Source organism: Streptomyces sp. NPDC051907, assembly GCF_040681075.1.
Lineage (GTDB): Bacteria > Actinomycetota > Actinomycetes > Streptomycetales > Streptomycetaceae > Streptomyces.
Genome location: NZ_JBFAYB010000039.1, coordinates 17,852 through 34,715, shown reverse-complemented (window position 1 = coordinate 34,715; position 16,864 = coordinate 17,852). Strand labels below are relative to the sequence as shown.

10 protein-coding genes and 1 tRNA gene are annotated in these 16,864 nt (G+C 72.5%); 4 read left to right on the top strand and 7 right to left on the bottom strand.

Translation table 11 applies throughout. The features are described from left to right. Positions 1–10: 10 nt before the first annotated feature. A complete protein-coding gene (locus AB0M39_RS21090) occupies positions 11–2,968 on the bottom strand; it encodes a BTAD domain-containing putative transcriptional regulator (protein ID WP_365366490.1) in 2,958 nt (985 codons plus the stop codon). 569 nt (positions 2,969–3,537) lie between these two features. On the opposite strand from AB0M39_RS21090, the gene AB0M39_RS21085 reads away from it, so the two are divergent. From AB0M39_RS21085 to AB0M39_RS21075, 3 genes are all read left to right on the top strand, one after another. Next, the gene (locus tag AB0M39_RS21085) at positions 3,538–4,827 is read left to right on the top strand and encodes a hypothetical protein (RefSeq protein WP_365366488.1); all 1,290 of its coding nucleotides are present in this window, start codon (positions 3,538–3,540) and stop codon (positions 4,825–4,827) included. Continuing rightward, entirely contained in the window at positions 4,815–5,948 is a 1,134-nt protein-coding gene (locus AB0M39_RS21080) for a hypothetical protein (protein ID WP_365366486.1), read from the top strand. Before AB0M39_RS21085 ends, AB0M39_RS21080 begins: the two co-directional genes overlap by 13 nt. A gap of 167 nt (positions 5,949–6,115) precedes the next feature. Next, entirely contained in the window at positions 6,116–6,532 is a 417-nt protein-coding gene (locus tag AB0M39_RS21075; protein ID WP_365366483.1) for a cupin domain-containing protein, read from the top strand. Between the two features lie 260 nt (positions 6,533–6,792). Here AB0M39_RS21075 and AB0M39_RS21070 read toward each other — a convergent pair whose 3' ends face one another. Next, a complete protein-coding gene (locus AB0M39_RS21070; protein ID WP_365366481.1) occupies positions 6,793–6,984 on the bottom strand; it encodes a hypothetical protein in 192 nt (63 codons plus the stop codon). A 13-nt stretch (positions 6,985–6,997) separates the two neighbouring features. Next, entirely contained in the window at positions 6,998–8,092 is a 1,095-nt protein-coding gene (locus tag AB0M39_RS21065; RefSeq protein ID WP_365366478.1) for a glycosyltransferase family 2 protein, read from the bottom strand. Between the two features lie 537 nt (positions 8,093–8,629). Between AB0M39_RS21065 and AB0M39_RS21060 the strand changes: the two genes are divergently transcribed. Next, entirely contained in the window at positions 8,630–10,069 is a 1,440-nt protein-coding gene (locus AB0M39_RS21060) for a cellulose binding domain-containing protein (RefSeq protein ID WP_365366476.1), read from the top strand. Positions 10,070–10,314: 245 nt separating this feature from the next. On the opposite strand, the gene AB0M39_RS21055 is transcribed toward AB0M39_RS21060, so the two are convergent. From AB0M39_RS21055 to tmk, 4 genes are all read right to left on the bottom strand, one after another. Beyond that, a tRNA-Thr gene (locus AB0M39_RS21055) sits at positions 10,315–10,388 on the bottom strand. A 250-nt stretch (positions 10,389–10,638) separates the two neighbouring features. Then, positions 10,639–12,186 (bottom strand): alpha/beta hydrolase, encoded by a 1,548-nt coding sequence (locus tag AB0M39_RS21050; protein WP_365366474.1) that lies wholly within the window; start codon positions 12,184–12,186, stop codon positions 10,639–10,641. 136 nt (positions 12,187–12,322) lie between these two features. After that, complete coding sequence (locus AB0M39_RS21045; RefSeq protein ID WP_365366472.1) at positions 12,323–13,528, bottom strand: DNA polymerase III subunit delta'; 1,206 nt, start codon at positions 13,526–13,528, stop codon at positions 12,323–12,325. A gap of 178 nt (positions 13,529–13,706) precedes the next feature. Continuing rightward, on the bottom strand, positions 13,707–16,832 hold the full coding sequence (gene tmk, locus AB0M39_RS21040) for a dTMP kinase (RefSeq protein WP_365366470.1): 3,126 nt from the start codon (positions 16,830–16,832) through the stop codon (positions 13,707–13,709). Between the last annotated feature and the right edge of the window lie 32 nt (positions 16,833–16,864).

The following is a 16,864-nucleotide window of genomic DNA, read 5'->3' as shown; positions in this document are numbered from 1 at the left end:
GCGAAATGTTTCAGAGGAGATCTCGCAGTTCCTCCACCAGCCGCGCATGCTGGCCGTCCAGCCCCTGGAGCGTGGCCAGCGCCTGCCGCCACTGCTCGCGCGCCTCCTCGCCCCTGCCCTCCGCCTGGAGGAGCAGACCGCTCTGATGCCGGGCGCGGGCCTGCATATGGCTGTCGGCGCGGAACTCGGCGCGCTCAAGGAGCAGCGCGCACTCCCGGCGGGCGTCCTGTGCGCGGCCCACGCCCCGCAGCGCGCGGACCCGGCCGACGCGGGACTGCGACTGCGCGTGCCAGTCCCCGTCGTCGCCGAGGATGGCCAGGCTCTCGTCGAAGTGTCCGACCGCCGCGGCGGGTTCGCCGAGGGTGAGGTGGGCGTAGCCGATGTTGCAGTGCGCGGTGTGCCGCAGCAGGTCGCTGCCCAGCCGGACCCCGGCGGCGAGGCTGCGCTCGTGGTAGCCGATGGCGGCGCGGGCGTCGCTGTGCTCGTACAGATTGCCCAGATGGCTGAGGATGATCGCCTCGCCGTGCGCGTCGTCGAGGCGGTGGGCGTACCCGATCGCCGCCTCCAGCGCCTCGGCCGCCTCCTCGTAGCGGCCGAGCCCTTCGAGGAGCATGCCCCGGTTGCCGAGGCCGCGTTGGATACGGCGGTCGTCGCCGAGGGCGCGCCAGACGGCGACGGCCTCGTCGTTGAGCGGGAGGGCGTGCTCGGCCCGGCCGCTGAGGAAGTTCATGCCGGCGAGGTCGGTGAGCGCGTGCGCCTCGGCCTCGGCGTCGCCGGCCGCGCGGGCGGCGCCCAGGGCCAGTTCGCCCATGACGGCGAGCTCCTGGAACCTGCCGCGTCGCTGGAGATAGGGGAAGCAGGCGCGGACGAGGAGCAGGACCGTGCGGGACTGGCGGGCGTACCGCTCGGTCAGCGCGACCAGGTTGGGCAGCTCGCGGTCGCCCCAGGCCAGGGCGGCCTCGGCGGAGGCGAAGGGCGCCGCGTCGCCGATGGGCGGGGGGAGCCGCAGCCCGGGGTCGTGGCCGGCGGGGAGCAGGGCGAGGCCGGCCTGGCGCGCGGACTCGCCGTACCAGCGCAGGGCGCGCTCGGCGATCTCCGACAGCCCGGCGCCCCCCGACCCGGTACCCCCACCCTTCGACCCGTCCGACGCGCCCCCATCCCCCGACCCGCCCGACCCGCCCGCATCCCCCGACCCGTCCAACCCACCGTCAGGCGCGGCCAGTTCGCGGGCGAAGTCCCGTACGAGGTCGTGCGGTGCGAACCTGCCGTACGAGACCTCCTCCAGCAGCGCCACGTCGACGAGCCGGTCCAGGGCCGCGGCGGCCCGCCGCTCGTCGGTCTCCATCAGCCGGGCCATGGCGGGCGCGCCGTACTCCGGCAGGTCCACCGCGCCCAGCCGGCGCAGCGCCAGCGCGGCGTCCGCGTCCAGGCCGTCGTGCGCGACGGCGAGGGACCCGCGCACGCTCAGATCGTCGTACTCCAGGTGGTCGAGGCGCCCGGCCTCCGCGTCGAGCAGCCCGGCCAGCGCGTCGGGCGTCAGCGCGCGGCGGGCCGCGAGGCGGGCGGCGACCACGCGCAGGGCGAGCGGGAGACGGCCGCACCGTTCGACGAGCCGGTCCAGCCCCTCCTCGGCGCCGCGGCCGGAGACGGCCCGCAGCAGCGTTCCGCTCTCCGCGGCGGTCAGGGGCGCGAGCGGGAAGCGGGCGGCGCCGTCGAGCGCGGTCAGCGGGGAGCGGCTGGTGACGACGACCGCGCAGCCGGGCCCCGCGGGCAGCAGCGGCCGCACCTGCGCGGCGGACTCGGCGTCGTCGAGCACGAGGAGGGTGCGGGTGGGCGCGAGGGTGGAGCGGAGCAGGGCGGTCGCCGCGTCCGGGTCGTCCGGGATCTGGCAGGGGTCGACTCCCAGGTCCCGCAGCAGCGCGGAGAGGGCGGAGCCGGGGTCGCGGGGGGACATTCCGGGGGTGGCGCCGTGCAGGTTGACGTACACCTGGCCGTCGGGGAACTCCTCGCGCAGCGCGTGGGAGACCCGCAGCGCCAGGGCGGACTTGCCGACTCCGGCCATCCCGCTGACGACGGCGACCGAGAGGCCGTCGCCGCCCGTCAGCACGGTCCGCAGCTCTTCGACGAGGGAGGCGCGGCCGGTGAAGTGGGCGGGCGCGGGCGGGAGCTGGGCGGGCCGGGGCGGGCGTACGGCGGGTGGCGGCGGCGGGTTCGGCGCGCCGGCTGCCGGGCTGGGGTCGCGCAGCACCTCCTGGTACGCCTGCTGAACCGCCGGCCCCGGGTCGACGCCCAGCTCCTCCACCAGCGTGCCGCGCAGCGCCTGGTACGCGGCGAGCGCCTCGGCCTGCCTCCCGGTGCGGTGCAGCACCAGCATCAGCTGCCGGTGGAAGGTCTCGCGCAACGGGAACTCGGCGATGAGCGCGGCCAGTTCGGGGCCGAGGCCGTCGAGGCGGCCCAGGTGCAGCTCGGCGTCGTACCTCAGCTCCAGGAGCAGCAGCTTCGACTCCCGCAGCCGCTGCACCAGGGCGGAGGCGCCGTCGTCGGGGTCGTACAGCCCGGACAGCGGGCTGCCCCGCCACAGGGCGAGCGCGGCGGTCGCCGCCTCCACGACGGCGGGCCAGTCGCCGTGGGCGTGGGCGGCTCGTGCGGCGCGGACGTGGTCCTCGAAGACCTCGGTGTCCAGTTCGCCCGGTTCGACTCGCATGAGATAGCCGGGCGGCACGGCCCGCAGCCGGTCCCGCTCGGCGAGCAGACGGCGCAATCGGGTCACATGGTTGTGCAGGGAGGCATGGGCGGAGGCGGGCGGATCGTCGCCCCAGAGCGCCGCTTTCAACTCGTCCACGGACACGACCCGGTTGGGCCGCAGCAGCAGCGCGGCGAACAGCGCGCGGACCTTTGCGCTGCCCAGAGGGTGCGGTTCGCCCGCTGCGTCGTGCACGGCCGGAGGACCGAGCAGACCGAAGCGCATCCGCGTCCTCCTCCTCTACGTCCTCTGCGTCCCCCGTAAGCGTTGGCCACATGTTAGCGATCTGTTGGCGAGAACTGTTTGCATACGTGCATGGATCCGGCCCGTCGGCGCGCGGCGTGGAGAGCCACACTCGGGGGAGTGACGCTGTCGCGGTCGGATCCGTGGGACAGAGAGAGCTCCGGCCACCGCAGCGTGCCGGGGCTCTTGTCCGTTCCCGGCCGCCGGCGGCGCACTTGCAGACGGAGGGGCCCCGGGCCGGGCAGCCCGACCCGGGGTGAGCAGGAGGTGCGCGGCGGCCGGTCTCAGATCCGGTGGGCGGCGATGAGCAGGTAGGGGAAGCCGCACTCGCGCCGCACCCGGCACTCCCCCGGCCACGACCGTGCGCACCACCCCGGCCAACACCCCGCGCACCCCCGGCCAACACCCGCGCACCACCCAGTTCTCCACCCCACGCACCACCCAGTTCTCCACCAGTTCTCCACCCCGCGCACCACCCCACCCACCGCCCCGGACGGGTGTTCGAGGGGCTGATAGCGTCCATGGTCGAATCACGGGGGAAGGTGGTTGAGATGCCCAGGGCACGTCCACCCAAGTGGGTGATCGGCATGCTGGCATGCGCGGTGGTCGCGGTGACGGTCATCGCCGTCGTCGTGTCGATGTCGATCAGCGAAGACGCCCAGCGCTCGGACAACGCGGACCAGTTGAGACGGGCGTGCAAGGGACTGCTCCCCCATCAGCAGCTCGAGGAGTTCGTCTCCTCCGACGACGACGGCGTCCTGGACGAGTACGGCACGATGCTCGACCCGCGCCAGGAGAGCCGGGCCCTGCTGGACTGCAGGCTCGCCTGGGGCGAGGGCCGCTGGGAGCCCGAGGCGGAGGTGCGCGTGCGGGCCGAGGCCCTGGTCGGCGGCCAGGCCGCGGACTCCGAGGAGACCTCGGCCTCGGACCCCTCCCAGGACTTCTCGCTGCCGCTGCCGGCGGGCGCGAAGGGCAGCACGAGTGCGGACGAGCGGGTCAAGGGCAGCGAGGCGACGGCCTCGCTCCAGGTGACGTGCCCGAACGGCCTGCGCGGCAGGCTCCGTCCGTCCAAGGACCTGCGGGTGACGGTGGCGCTGCCGTCGAGGGCGGACAGCGAGTACGACGTTCCCGAGAGCGACCGCTTCCTCGCCGCGCAGACGGCGGTACACGTCGCCAACTGGGTCGCCGAGCAGCAGAAATGCGGCCTCGCCCCGATCTCCGCCGAAGGCGCCTCCCCCGCGAAGCGGCAGGCCGCCGCGCCGACGAAGCAGTGCGCGTGGCTCGACCCGGAGGCGCTGGAGTTCGCCGAGGGCGGCTGGGAGGAGTCCGACTCCCGGTACAACTGGGACTTCTCCGGCGACACCGCGTACAACCGGAACGCCGGTTCCTGCGAGGGCGCGTTGAACGGCCTGCCCTCCTTCTCGAGCGACAAGCCGATCGTGGCCGTACGGGCGGAGAGCTGGTCGGGCGACTTCGCCGTCGGCGCGTACCAGCGGTACGAGGACGCCGGCAAGGCTCCCGGGCGCAAGCCCTCGCGGACCGCCCCCGACGGCACGGCGAAGATCAAGAACACCGAGCAGCCGGTCGCGCTGGCCCTGTGGGCCGAGGCGACGTGCGACGGCGGCCGGAGCTACCACCGGGTCGCCGTCACGCCGTATCTCCAGTTCGGTTCTGACGGCAAGGCGCCCGCACTCGTGCTGGACAAGGCCGAGCGCGAGCGGCTGTCGACCGACGCCCGCGCCGTGCTCGACCGCTATCTGGCGGCTGAGGACGGCTGGGCGCAGCGCTCGAACTGCCGGAAGGTCAAGGTCGTCGGAGAGGTTGAGGAATGGACCGGCTGAAGCGGCACGCGGGGAAGCTCGCGGCGGCGGCCTGCGCACTGCTGCTGCTCGCCGCCGGCGCCTTCTGGATCAGCGGCGGCTACGACCGCTGGTCGACCGAGCGGCTGCTGAAGGACGCGTGCGACGGCGTGCTCCCGGTCGACGAGGTACGCGCCGTGCTCGGCGACCGGAATCTGGAGGAGGGACGGATGGGCGACCACAGCGAAGGCGCCCTGAACGACGAGAAGACGTCGCTGCGCGTCGAGTGCACGATCAGCCGCCAGGTCGAGCGCAACGCGGGCAAGCCGGCCCGCGACGCGTCGGTGACGGTCACCGTCAGCGGCGTCCCGACGGTGAACCCGAGGGACAGGCACCCCGAGGTCTACCCGAGCCTGCGGTCGGAGCTGCCGCCCTCTCCCCTGGGCGAGGGATGGAACGGCGCCTTCGCCGCCTCCGACGGCGGCGACGGCGACGCCGAGTCCACCGCCGCCGTGCTGCTCGCCTGCGCACGGGGCCGCAGCGATCTGCTGGTCACCGCGGCGGTCGAGGCCGAGGACAGCACCCTCGACGACCCGGAGATCCGCGCGGACTTCGCCCGCATCGCCACCGTGACGGCGGCGAACGCCTCCCGCCACTTCGGCTGCGACGCCGACCTGGGCCGCCCTCTGACCACCGCGCCGCTCTCCGTCAACAAGGACGAACACCTCCCGCTGGCCGAGGCGAAGGGCACATGCGCCGGCGTCCCCGGCCACGGGCAGAGCACCGCCCGGGCGTGGGAGAGCCGCAGGGGCGCCGCGCCGCTCGAAGAGTGCGCGCTGGGCGACGACCAAGGCCAGCTGACGTACGTCCTCAAGGCGAGCTTCGGCCCGTACGCGGAAGGCGAGAGGTACCAGAACCTCGAACGCGGCCACCTGGACCGCGCCCGGGCCGACGCGCGGTCGGGAGAGCTCCGCCCCGGCCGCTGGACCAGCGCCGCGTGCGCCGGAGGCGACGAGCCGGCCTTCTTCTCGGTCGTCCCGTACGGCACGGACAGGGACAAGAAGACGTCGGCGGCCGACGACGCGTACGAACGCTCGGCCCTGAAGTCCTTCGCCGAACGCTCGGCCAAGGCCCACGGCTGCTCGACGCCCGCGGCGCCCTGAGCTCGCACGGTCGGCGCCTGGCGTGGCGGGCGTGGCGGGCGTGCCGCAACGCCTGCCACGCCTGCCACGCCAGGAACGTACAAGACGCGCGGTGAGGGGCTCCGGCACGCTCACAGCACCAGCCGGACCGAGCCGTCCGGGCCTTCGCGCACCTCGGGAGCCACCGCATGTCCCAGCCCGCCCAGCCCTCCCAGCCCTCCCAGACCCGTCAGCCCTCCCAGCCCTCCCAGGCCGTCAACCTCGCTGACGCGCTCGCGCAGTTCAGCGACCTCTGGGCCCAGCGAAAGATCGCCGACCTCAACGACTACGAGGTCAAAGTCGCCAAGGTGAAAGGGGAGTTCGTCTGGCACACGCACGAGGACACCGACGAGCTGTTCCTCGTGATCAGCGGCCGCCTCACCGTCCAACTGCGGGACCGGGACGTCGTCCTTGGGCCGGGCGAGCTGTTCGTCGTGCCCCGGGGCGTCGAGCACTGCCCGCTGGCCGAGGAGGAGACGGCGATCCTGCTGGTCGAGCCGACGGGAGTGGTCAACACGGGCGACGCGGGCGGACCGATGACCAGGGCCGCGGTGACCCTGGACTGACGCCCGCCGCCGGCCCGTCCCCGGGCGCGGGCACAGGCGCGGGCGCGGGCAGGGACACGGACCGAGCGCACGAGAAGGCCCCGATCGAGGACGATCGGGGCTTTCGACGACCTCCGGCGGCTTCCGGAGGGCCTGCGGAAGGCCTACGGAGGGCCTACGGACGGCTTCCGACGGCCGACGGAAAACCGGATCCGCAAATTCCAGAAGCACTCCGGGCACCCCGAAATCCGGCCGGGACCCTGCCGAGGAATCGAGGCTGCTTAGTGGCGGCCGGCGGCGACGCGATGGTCCCTGCGGCGACGCCGGAGGGAGGCCATGTACCCGAGCAGCGTCAAGGTGATGAGGCCGATACTGACGTAGAGAATCACCAATTCGATGTCCGGCGCCTGCGTCAGCGCATAGGCGATGGCTGCGAGCACCGCGCAGACCCCCAAGCCCTTGAGGGAATTCATCTCTCTCCTTTTTTCATTTCCAGGCGGATACGCGAGTGACATAGGACTTCACGATCGACGAGACGAGCCAGTAGGTCCGTACGACGGTGAATACCAGCTCCGGAATGAGCAGGGCCTCGACGAGCATCGCCTTCCAGCCGAGGCTCCGGACCCGTAGTGCCGGATAGATGATCCAGAAGGCGAAGAGCGCGAAGAAGATCGGCTGCTCCGAGAAGCCGTGTTTCGCGGCCATCACGAGCTGTGTTCCGCCGTATCCGAGGATGTAGGCGGCGCCGATGAGCCCCAGGATGAGTGTGATGATGGTGTGCCAGGTGAACTTCGTCCACCCGCGGGCGCGCAGGGCGTCCACGGTGCCGCGGCTCCACCGCTCGCGCTGCTGGATCAGCTCGCGCAGCGTGGGCATGAGGTCGGTGTACGCGATGCAGAACTGGTTGGCCGTGACCTTCCAGCCGGACTCCTTGAGGGCCAGCGTGGTCTCGTAGTCCTCGACCAGGTTCCGGTGGTCCTCCCAGAAGACCTGCCCCCGCCAGTCGAGCAGGCCCTGGAGGGCCTCGCTCCGGTAGAACGAGCCGGCCCCCGACATGGTGTGGACGTCCCTGCGGAACCGGGTGTTGCCGGCCCTGCCGTACTCGATGATCTGCATGCCGAGCAGGTACCGCTGCCATGGGTTGCGCCACAGCCCGGTGCGGCCGAGGCAGGCGGCGCTGACTCCGCCGAGCTCCGGGTCGGACGCGATGACGTTGCGGGCGCGTTCGACGAACCTCGGGTGCAGCTCGGTGTCGGCGTCCATGACGAGGACGTGCCGCACGGCGTTGGTCAGCCGGCCGCCGACGGCCTGCCTGAGCCACTGGAGGCCGTAGTTGAGGGCGCCTGCCTTCTTGTGCGGGTTGTCGTCGAGGGTCAGGACCACCGTCTGCGGCGTGCTCTCGTCGTCCGCGAACTGGCGGGCGAACTCATCGGTCCGGTCGGTCGAGTTGTTGACCACCACGATGATGAGGTCGGGGCGCCGGGTCTGCCCGGCCAGGGACTCCAGCGACGTGAAGACTCCGACCTCCTCGTTCCGCGCGGGGACGAGCACGACGGTGTCGTAGAGGGTGGTGGCGTCCACCTCGGGAAGGACAGGGCTGCCGCGGCCTCTTCGGTGCCGGCTGCCCGATGCGCGCGGCGCTTCGACGCGCGCACCACGCGAGCGGCGCGCACGGCGCGCGGTAGTGCCAGACAAAACCTTCTCCCCCACCCTCAGCCCCATGCACAGGATCGACATGGCTGTGTTGATCCTGTGAAAACACATCGAGAAGGTACCCCACGCATAAGCGGGCGCTCGGTGCGGCGAGAAATGGAGTTGAGAATTCCGGCATTCGTCCGGTTGAACGTCGTTGAATACAGCAACTATACATCCGGCGAAAACGGCCAAACCGGACGCCCTCAATGACTCAACGCAACCCCGAAAAGTGACCAAGACCACACCGATATGGGGTCAGCCGAGGCCCTTCCGCCATGAAGTCCTGGCACCCAGGAGCGGCGGTCTGCGAGGACGGACATTCGGGAAAACGGAAGGTTCCCACCGGGGCTCCCCGACTCCTGCGAACCATGGTTACGATGACCGTCGCAAAAAGACCGTCCATAGTTGTGCCAAGGAGCTTCCGTGAGCCGCCGCCGTCGCAGCAATTCTCCTCGTCGCGCGTGGACCGTGCTCAAACTCCTGCTCGCCGTGGCCGTACTCGCTGGCGCGACCGTCGGCGCCGTCAAGTTCTATCCCCAGTGGCGTTCCGCCGATTCGGAATCCACTGAGCTCACGGTTCGCTATCGCAATGGCTCGTCGTCGACGGACGCCGTCGCCAAGCCGTGGGTGGAGGTCATCAACAGCTCCAAGAAGACCGTGTCGCTGAGCGATGTGACCGTCCGGTATTACTTCTCGGCGGACGACGACGCCCCGCACGGCGCCAACTGCGTCCAGACGAAGGTCGGTTGCTCGAACGTCACCACCAAGGTCGAGGAGCCGTCCGATCCGGCCGCCGAGGCCGGCCAGTACCTCCAGATCGGCTTCGGCGAGGGAGCGGGCGACCTGGGGCCCGGCGAGACGAGCCAGGCGATCGGTCTTCAGCTCTACCGCCTCGACCGCAAGCCGCTGAAGCAGACGGACGACCACTCGTTCGACGCGAAGGCCACCCACTACGGACCGTCGAAGCTGCTGACCGCGCATCTGCGGGGCACGCTCGTCTGGGGAGACGCGCCGAACGGCAGCGCCTCCGCGCCGGACTCGCCCTCCACGGTCGCCGCACCGGCCGCACCGCCGCGCGGAATCCTCTTCGACAACTTCCACTACAGCGGCCCGGACGACCCCGCGCTCGCCACGAACGGCTGGCAGGCCCGCACCGGCGGAGGCGGTCCGGGCATCCGCGGCACCTGGTCGAGCGACAACGTCAGCTTCCCGTCGACGGAGAAGGCGCAAGGCGGCCAGGCACTCCAACTCCGGGTCACCACCGACGGAACGAAGGGCGGCACGCGCCAGTCCGAGCTGAAGAGCGCCAAGGCCGACTTCTTCACCGGCACGCTGGCCGCCCGCGTCTACTTCGCCGACGCGCCCACGAGCGGCCGCGACGGCGACCACATCAACGAGTCCTTCTTCGCCATCTCCCCCAACGAGAAGTCGCGCAAGTACAGCGAACTCGACTACGAGTACATGCCGAACGGCGGCTGGGGCGCGGTGGGCCCCCGGCTCGACACCACGAGCTGGCAGAGCAGCAAGGACGGCGACCGGGTCACCCGCGCGCTCAAGGAGAAGCCCCTGGAGGGCTGGCACACCTTGATGATCACGGCGGTGGACGACAAGGTCACGTACTCCCTGGACGGCCGCGAGCTGTTCACGAGCGGCAAGAAGTACTTCCCGCGCGAGCGGATGGGCATCCACTTCAGCGCCTGGCTGGTCGACCTCCCCTTCGCCGGCGCACGCACCTGGGACATGCGGGTCAACTGGCTCTACTACCAGGACGCCAAGGCGGTGCCCCTGAAGGACGTCCAGCAGGCGGTGGACGGCTTCTACGCGAACGGCACCCGCCACATCAACACCCTGCCCAAGTCCTGACGCAGCGGGACAGCGCGCGCCGCCACCGCCGTCACCGTCACTGAACGAGGAAGCCCAGCTCAGACTGAGTCCGAGCTGGGCTTCCTTAGTATCGCCTTGAGGAGAGGGCCGCCGAAGCGGCCGCCCCGCAGGATGGCCACACCATGGGCACGCAGGAGGGCGCGAAGATCACCGCGCTCCGCCCCCGCCTGCTCGGGGCATGAAAAAACCCCAGGTCACGGCGAGTGAGTCCTGGGGTTAATCCGAGCCGCCTTCGGGATTCGAACCCGAGACCTACGCATTACGAGTGCGTTGCTCTGGCCAACTGAGCTAAGGCGGCAAGCTGCGGATATAACCATCCCCGCAAGGACACGTTCGCATCAGCAGCGGCGCCAAGTCTACAGGGTTCTTTCGGGTGCTCCGTACCAGGTCCGGGGCCACGGCCCCCGTCGTGGCGCAGGTCGTGGGGCGAGATCACTCATAGGGGTCTATACATGCCTTATCGGGCAGGTGCTCGCCCCACAGCACCTGCTCCACAGCGCCTGCCCCGCCATCGCCCGCCTCGCCGCCGGCGGGCGCACCGCCGGTGATCAGCAGCGCTTGCCGTCCTGCGGAGGCGTGCCCTCCAGGAGGTACTTGTTGATCGCCGTGTCGACGCAGTCGCTGCCCCGGCCGTACGCCGTGTGGCCGTCGCCGTCGTACGTCAGCAGCCGCCCCGACGACAGCTGCCCGGCCAGCCCCTGCGCCCACTTGTACGGGGTCGCCGGGTCCCGGGTGGTGCCGACGACCACGATCGGGGCCGCGCCCTTCGCCTCGATGCGGTGGGGCTCGCCGGTGGCCGGGGTGGGCCAGTACGCGCAGTTCAGCGACGCCCCCGCGAAGCCCCTGCCGAAGACCGGGGACGCCTTCTCGAACTCGGGGAGCGCCTCCTTGACTGCCTCCGGGCCGGTGAAGGCGGGCGGCAGGTCGAGGCAGTTCACCGCGGCGTTGGCATACATCAGGTTCGCGTACGAGCCGTCGCTGTCGCGCTCGTAGTACGTGTCCGCCAGCACGAGCAGCGGCGCGCCGTCGCCCGCCATGGCCGACGCGAGCGCCTCGCGCAGCTGGGGCCACGCGCCCTCGTCGTACATCGCGGCGATCACGCCCGTCGTGGCCAGCGACTCCCCGAGCTTGCGGCTCTCGCCGGTCGGCACCGGCTTGGCGTCCAGCTCCTTAAAGAACGCCTTGAGGCGGCGGGAGGCGTCCGCGGTCGACGTGGCGCCCAGCGGGCAGTCCTGCTGCTTGACGCAGTCCGCGGCGAAGGACTGGAAGGCGGTCTCGAAGCCGGCCGTCTGGTCGCGGTTCATCTCCCGGGAGGGCAGGGAGGGGTCCATCGCGCCGTCGAGCACGAGCCGGCCGGTCCGGTCGGGGAACAGCTCGGCGTACGTCGCGCCGAGGAACGTGCCGTACGAGGCGCCGACGTACGTCAGCTTCTCGTCGCCCAGCACCGCCCGCAGAATGTCCATGTCACGGGCCGCCTCGACCGTGGAGACATGCGGCAGGATCTCGCCCGAGCGCCTCTCGCAGCCCGCGGCGAACTTCTTGAACGACGCGGCGAGAAGCCTCGTCTCGGCCGCGTCGTCGGGGGTCTGGTCGATCTGGGTGTAGGCGTCCATCTCCTTGCCGCTGAGGCATTCGACGGGTTCGCTGCGGGCGACGCCGCGCGGGTCGACGGCCACCATGTCGTAGCGGGCGCGGACCGGGGCGGGGTATCCGATGCCCGCGTACGCCTGGAGGTAGCCGACCGCCGAGCCGCCCGGGCCGCCGGGGTTGACCAGCAGGGAGCCGAGGCGCTTGCCGGGGCCTGTGGCCTTCTTCCGGGCGACGGCGAGCTTGATCGAGTCCCCCGTGGGCTTCGCGTAGTCCAGCGGGGCCTTCATGGTGGCGCACTCGAAGTCGGGCACTCCGCATGCGCGCCACTTCAGGTTCTGGGAGTAGTACGGCTTGAGGGCGGCGACGGGTCCGCTGCCCCCGGAGGCCGGCTGGCCGCCGGTGGCGGAGGCGCTGGGCGACGTGCTCCCGCCGGTGCAGCCTGAGATCAGCAGGCCGGCGGTGGCCAGCGCGAGCGAGGACGTACGGAACAGTCGCCTGGTGTCCATCCTGGGAGCGTAACGGCAGCCCTGTGATCGGCGCTGTTCCGCGCTCATATGGGTGAGGCGGTCAACCGGTCGGCCGACTCGGCGCCCGATTCAAGGGCGGGCGGAGGCACGTCAGCCCGCTCTCGGCGGAGGCCCCTCAGCCCGCTCTCAGCGCCAGCGCCATCGCCTCCACCGCCAGCAGCGGCGCCACATTGCGGTCCAGCGCGTCGCGGCAGGCGACCACCGCCTCTATCCGGCGCAGGGTGGCCGCCGGGGTGGACGCGCGGGCGATCCGGTCGAGCGCGTCCCGGACGTCGCCGTTGGCCAGGGCGATCTCGGAGCCCATCTGGAGGGCGAGGACATCGCGGTAGAAACCGGTCAGGTCGGTGAGCGCGAGGTCGAGGCTGTCGCGCTGCGTACGCGTCTTGCGGCGCTTCTGCTTGTCCTCCAGCTCTTTCATGGCGCCGGCCGTGCCGCGCGGCATCCGGCCGCCCGCCGACGCGCCGAGAGCCGCCTTGAGGTCCTCGGTCTCCTTCGCGTCCGTCTCGTCGGCGACCTGCTGCGCGTCGTCGGCGGCGGCGTCGATCAGCTCCTGCGCGGCCTTGAGGCAGCCCCCGACGTCCTCCACCCGCAGCGGCATCTTCAGCACGGTCGCCCGGCGGGCCCGGGTCCGCTCGTCCGTGGCGAGGCGGCGGGCGCGCCCGATGTGGCCCTGGGTGGCGCGGGCGGCGGCCTCCGCGACCGCGGGCTCGATGCCGTCCCGGCGGATCAGGACGTCGGCCACGGCGGCGACGGGGGGCGTACGGAGGGTGAGATGGCGGCAGCGCGAGCGGATCGTGGGCAGGACGTCCTCGATCGAGGGCGCGCACAGCAGCCAGACCGTGCGCGAGGCGGGCTCCTCGACGGCCTTGAGGAGGACGTTGCCTGCTCCCTCGGTGAGGCGGTCGGCGTCCTCGAGGATGATCACCTGCCAGCGGCCGCCCGCAGGCGACAGCTGGGCGCGCCGGACGAGGTCGCGGGTCTCCTTGACGCCGATGGAGAGCAGGTCCGTACGGATCACCTCGACGTCGGCGTGCGTGCCGACGAGGGTGGTGTGGCAGCCGTCGCAGAACCCGCACCCGGGCTCGCCGCCGAGAGCGCGGTCGGGGCTGGTGCACTGCAGCGCGGCGGCGAAGGCGCGCGCCGCGGTCGCCCGCCCCGACCCGGGCGGGCCGGTGAACAGCCAGGCGTGCGTCATCTTGGAGGCGTCGGGCGGCTGTTCGCCACGGGCCTGGACGGTGACACGGGTGTCGGCGTCGCGGGCGGCGGCGGACAGCTGCGCGTGGACGCGCTCCTGACCGACCATGTCGTCCCATACGGCCATGCGCCGTCACCCGCCTTTCGTGCGTGGGTCTCCCATTGTGAGGGAGGGGACTGACAGCGGACTCCAACCGCCGGCCCGGCAGCGGGCTTCCGCGCCCGCCGCCGTACGCCCGCGGGCGCGGTCCCTCTCCGGGGCCGCGCCCGCCTGGCGCCTTCTCTGGAGCGCCCTGTAGCGCGCTCTAGCGCCGTCGGCGCCGGTCGTCCTCGGCGTCCTCGTCGCCCTCGCGCGGGCCCAGGAGCTCGTCCGCCAGGGTCGGGAGGTCGTCCAGCGGGGTCTCCTCCGCCCAGTCCGACCGACGGCGGGGGCGGTCGGACGCCTGCGGGATCTCGCGGGTGCGGTCGTCCCCAGCGTTGCCGGCGTTTCCGGCGTTTCCGGCGCTCCCAGACCTTGTGGCGTTCCCGGACTCTCCGGCGTTCCGAGCCCTGCCGGCGCTCCCGCCGTCCTCGCGGACCGGCGGCAGCACCGCCGTCTCGTCCGCATCCCGCACGGGCGGAAGCACCGCCGTCTCGTCCGCATCCCGCACGGGCGGAAGCACGGCCGTCTCGTCGGCGTCGCGGACCGGCGGCAGGACCGCCGTCTCGTCCACCGCCGGAACGGGCACCTCCTTGGTGACCTCGTCCGGCCTGACGACAGGCGTCGGGACGGTCACATCGTGCGCGACGCCAGAGCCGGCAGAAGACGTGGCCTGAGCCGCCGAGGCGGCCTCCTCCGCGAGCCTGCGCGCCTCCTCGGCCCGCAGCAGCGCCTCCTCGGCCTTGCGCTGCTTCTCCAGGCGGCGCTCCTCCGCCTCGGCCCGCAGCCGGGCCTCCTCCTCCGCCTGACGGCGTCGGCGCTCCTCTTCCTCGCGGCGGGCCTTCTCCTCCGCCTCGCGCCGGCGGCGCTCCTCCTCGGCCAGCCGCCGCGCCTCCTCGGCGCGCTGACGGGCCTCCGCCGCCTGGCGCTCCGCCTCGCGGCGGCGCGCCTCCTCCAGCTCCTGGCGCTTGCGCTCTTCCTCCTCGGCGCGAAGCCTGGCGAGCTGCTCCTGGCGCTCGCGCTCGATCCGCTCCTCCTCGGCCTTGCGCGCCGCCTCTTCCTCGGCGCGCCGCCGGGCCTCCTCCTCGGCCGCCTTGCGGGCCTCCTCCTGCGCCTTCACCTCGGCTTCGGAGAGCGGGAGCAGCTGGTCGAGGCGGTGACGTACGACCGTGGTGACGGCGTCGGCCTCCTGGCCGGCGTCCACCACCAGATACCGGCCGGGGTCGGCCGCCGCCAGCGTGAGGAAACCGGCCCGCACCCGCTGGTGGAACTCCGCCGGCTCCGACTCCAGCCGGTCCGGCGCCTCCGTGAAGCGCTCCCGCGCCGTCTCCGGGGAGACGTCCAGCAGCACCGTCAGATGCGGGACGAGCCCGTCCGTGGCCCACCGGGAGATACGGGCGATCTCGGTCGGCGACAGATCGCGGCCCGCGCCCTGGTAGGCGACCGAGGAGTCGATGTAGCGGTCGGAGACGACGATCGCGCCCCGCTCCAGAGCGGGCCGTACGACGGAGTCGACGTGCTCGGCGCGATCGGCGGCGTACAGCAGCGCCTCGGCGCGGTTGGAGAGCCCGGCCGAGGAGACGTCGAGCAGGATCGTCCGCAGCCGCTTGCCGATCGGCGTCGCGCCGGGCTCGCGCGTGACCACGACCTCGTGGCCCTTGGCCCGGATCCACTCCGCGAGCGCGTCGACCTGCGTGGACTTCCCGGCGCCGTCGCCGCCCTCTATGACGATGAAGAAACCGTTCGCGGCCATCGCGGTCGCCGGGTCGGCACCGCCGCGCAGCGCGTCGCCGAGGTCGCGGCGCAGTGGCACGCCCGAGCGGTCGTCGGTCTTGGCGAGCACGATCACCGCGACGGGCAGCAGCAGCGCGCCCACCAGCATCAGCGTGAACCCGGCGCCGCCGTGCGCGAAGACGAAGTCGCCGTTCGCCAGGCGGTGCGGCCCGATCGCGGCGGAGAGCAGGGGCGCGGCGATGGCGCCGAGCGCTATGGCGACGCGGACGACCGCCTGGAGGTGCTCGGTGATCCGGGCGCGCCGGAACTCCTCGGTCTCCTGGTCGATCAGCGTGTGCCCGATCCTGGCGGCGACGCCGGCCGCGAAGCCGGCGAGCAGCGCGATGAACAGGACGGTCGCCGTGTCGGGCACGAGCCCCATGGCGAGCAGCGCGACGCCGGTGACGGCCAGCGCGAGGGCCAGCAGCCGACGGCGGGAGAGCGTGGGCAGGACCGCGTGGGCGGCCTGGATGCCGGCCCCGGTTCCACCGGTCAGGGCGAGCACCAGCAGCGCGAAGGCAGCGGGCCCGCCGCCCAGGTCGAATGCGTGCAGCACGGAGACGGCGGCCGCGGACGCGATCGCTCCGGCAACGGCGGCACAGGCGAGGACGAAGAGAGGTATTCCGCCGGTGCGCCCCTTCTCCAGGGCGCCGCCGCTCGACGGCCGGCGCAGCCCCTCCAGCGGCGAGCGCGGGCGGGGCGTCTGCGAGCCGGGCAGCTCGACGAAGTAGAGCGTGGAGACCGACGCGGCGAAGAGCCCGGCCGCGAGATACGACCCGAGGGCCGCCTGGTGGAGCGAGAACCAGTCGATGCCGGCGCCGAGCAGGTTGCCGACCAGTGTGGCGGCGAGCAGGCCCGCGGCGGCGACGGGGATGACCACGAAGCCTGTGCGCAGCCATAGGCGCCGCAGCGCGTCGAGGTGGTCCGGCAGGGGCCGTACGGCCGCGCCCTCCAGAGGCGGCGCCGGCAGCAGGGCGGGCGCGGCGCCTTCGCGGGCGACGGTCCAGAAGCGCTCGGCGACGCCGGTCACGAAGGCGGTGACGAGGAGCATCGCGAGCGCCGAGTCCGGCGTCCAGTCGATCCATAGCGGCGCGATGACCAGAAGGGCGACCCGCACGCCATCCGCGCCGATCATGGTCCAGCGGCGGTCGAGCGGTCCGTTCGGCGCGGTGAGCGTCGTCATCGGGCCGAGCAGTACGGCGCCGAAGAGCAGCGTCGCGAGGACTCGCGCGCCGAGCACCGCGGCGACGGCGAAGGCCGCCCCTCGGTAGCCGTCGCCGAACGAGCCCGCAGAGACCGCCGCTTGAAGCGCCAGCAGCAGGAGGACGAGAACGCTCAGAGCGTCCCCGATGCCGCCGACGACCTGCGCGCTCCACAATCGCCTCAGCGAAGGATTGCGCAGCAGAGCGCGCACGGCGCGCTCACGGGAGTCCGCGGCAAGGGCGTCGGAGTCTGAGGCAGTCTCTGTGACGGTGCTGTTGACCGCCTGCTGCTCGGCTGGCTGCTCGGCTCGCGTCATTCGCCCAGCCTATCCGGAGCGACTTGCTCCCC

Coding starts and splice junctions, on each gene's coding strand:
- AB0M39_RS21090 (WP_365366490.1), bottom strand. CDS start 2,968: ATGCGCTTCGGTCTGCTCGGTCCTCCGGCCGTGCACGACGCAGCGGGC.
- AB0M39_RS21085 (WP_365366488.1), top strand. CDS start 3,538: ATGCCCAGGGCACGTCCACCCAAGTGGGTGATCGGCATGCTGGCATGC.
- AB0M39_RS21080 (WP_365366486.1), top strand. CDS start 4,815: ATGGACCGGCTGAAGCGGCACGCGGGGAAGCTCGCGGCGGCGGCCTGC.
- AB0M39_RS21075 (WP_365366483.1), top strand. CDS start 6,116: ATGTCCCAGCCCGCCCAGCCCTCCCAGCCCTCCCAGACCCGTCAGCCC.
- AB0M39_RS21070 (WP_365366481.1), bottom strand. CDS start 6,984: ATGAATTCCCTCAAGGGCTTGGGGGTCTGCGCGGTGCTCGCAGCCATC.
- AB0M39_RS21050 (WP_365366474.1), bottom strand. CDS start 12,186: ATGGACACCAGGCGACTGTTCCGTACGTCCTCGCTCGCGCTGGCCACC.
- AB0M39_RS21045 (WP_365366472.1), bottom strand. CDS start 13,528: ATGGCCGTATGGGACGACATGGTCGGTCAGGAGCGCGTCCACGCGCAG.
- tmk (WP_365366470.1), bottom strand. CDS start 16,832: ATGACGCGAGCCGAGCAGCCAGCCGAGCAGCAGGCGGTCAACAGCACC.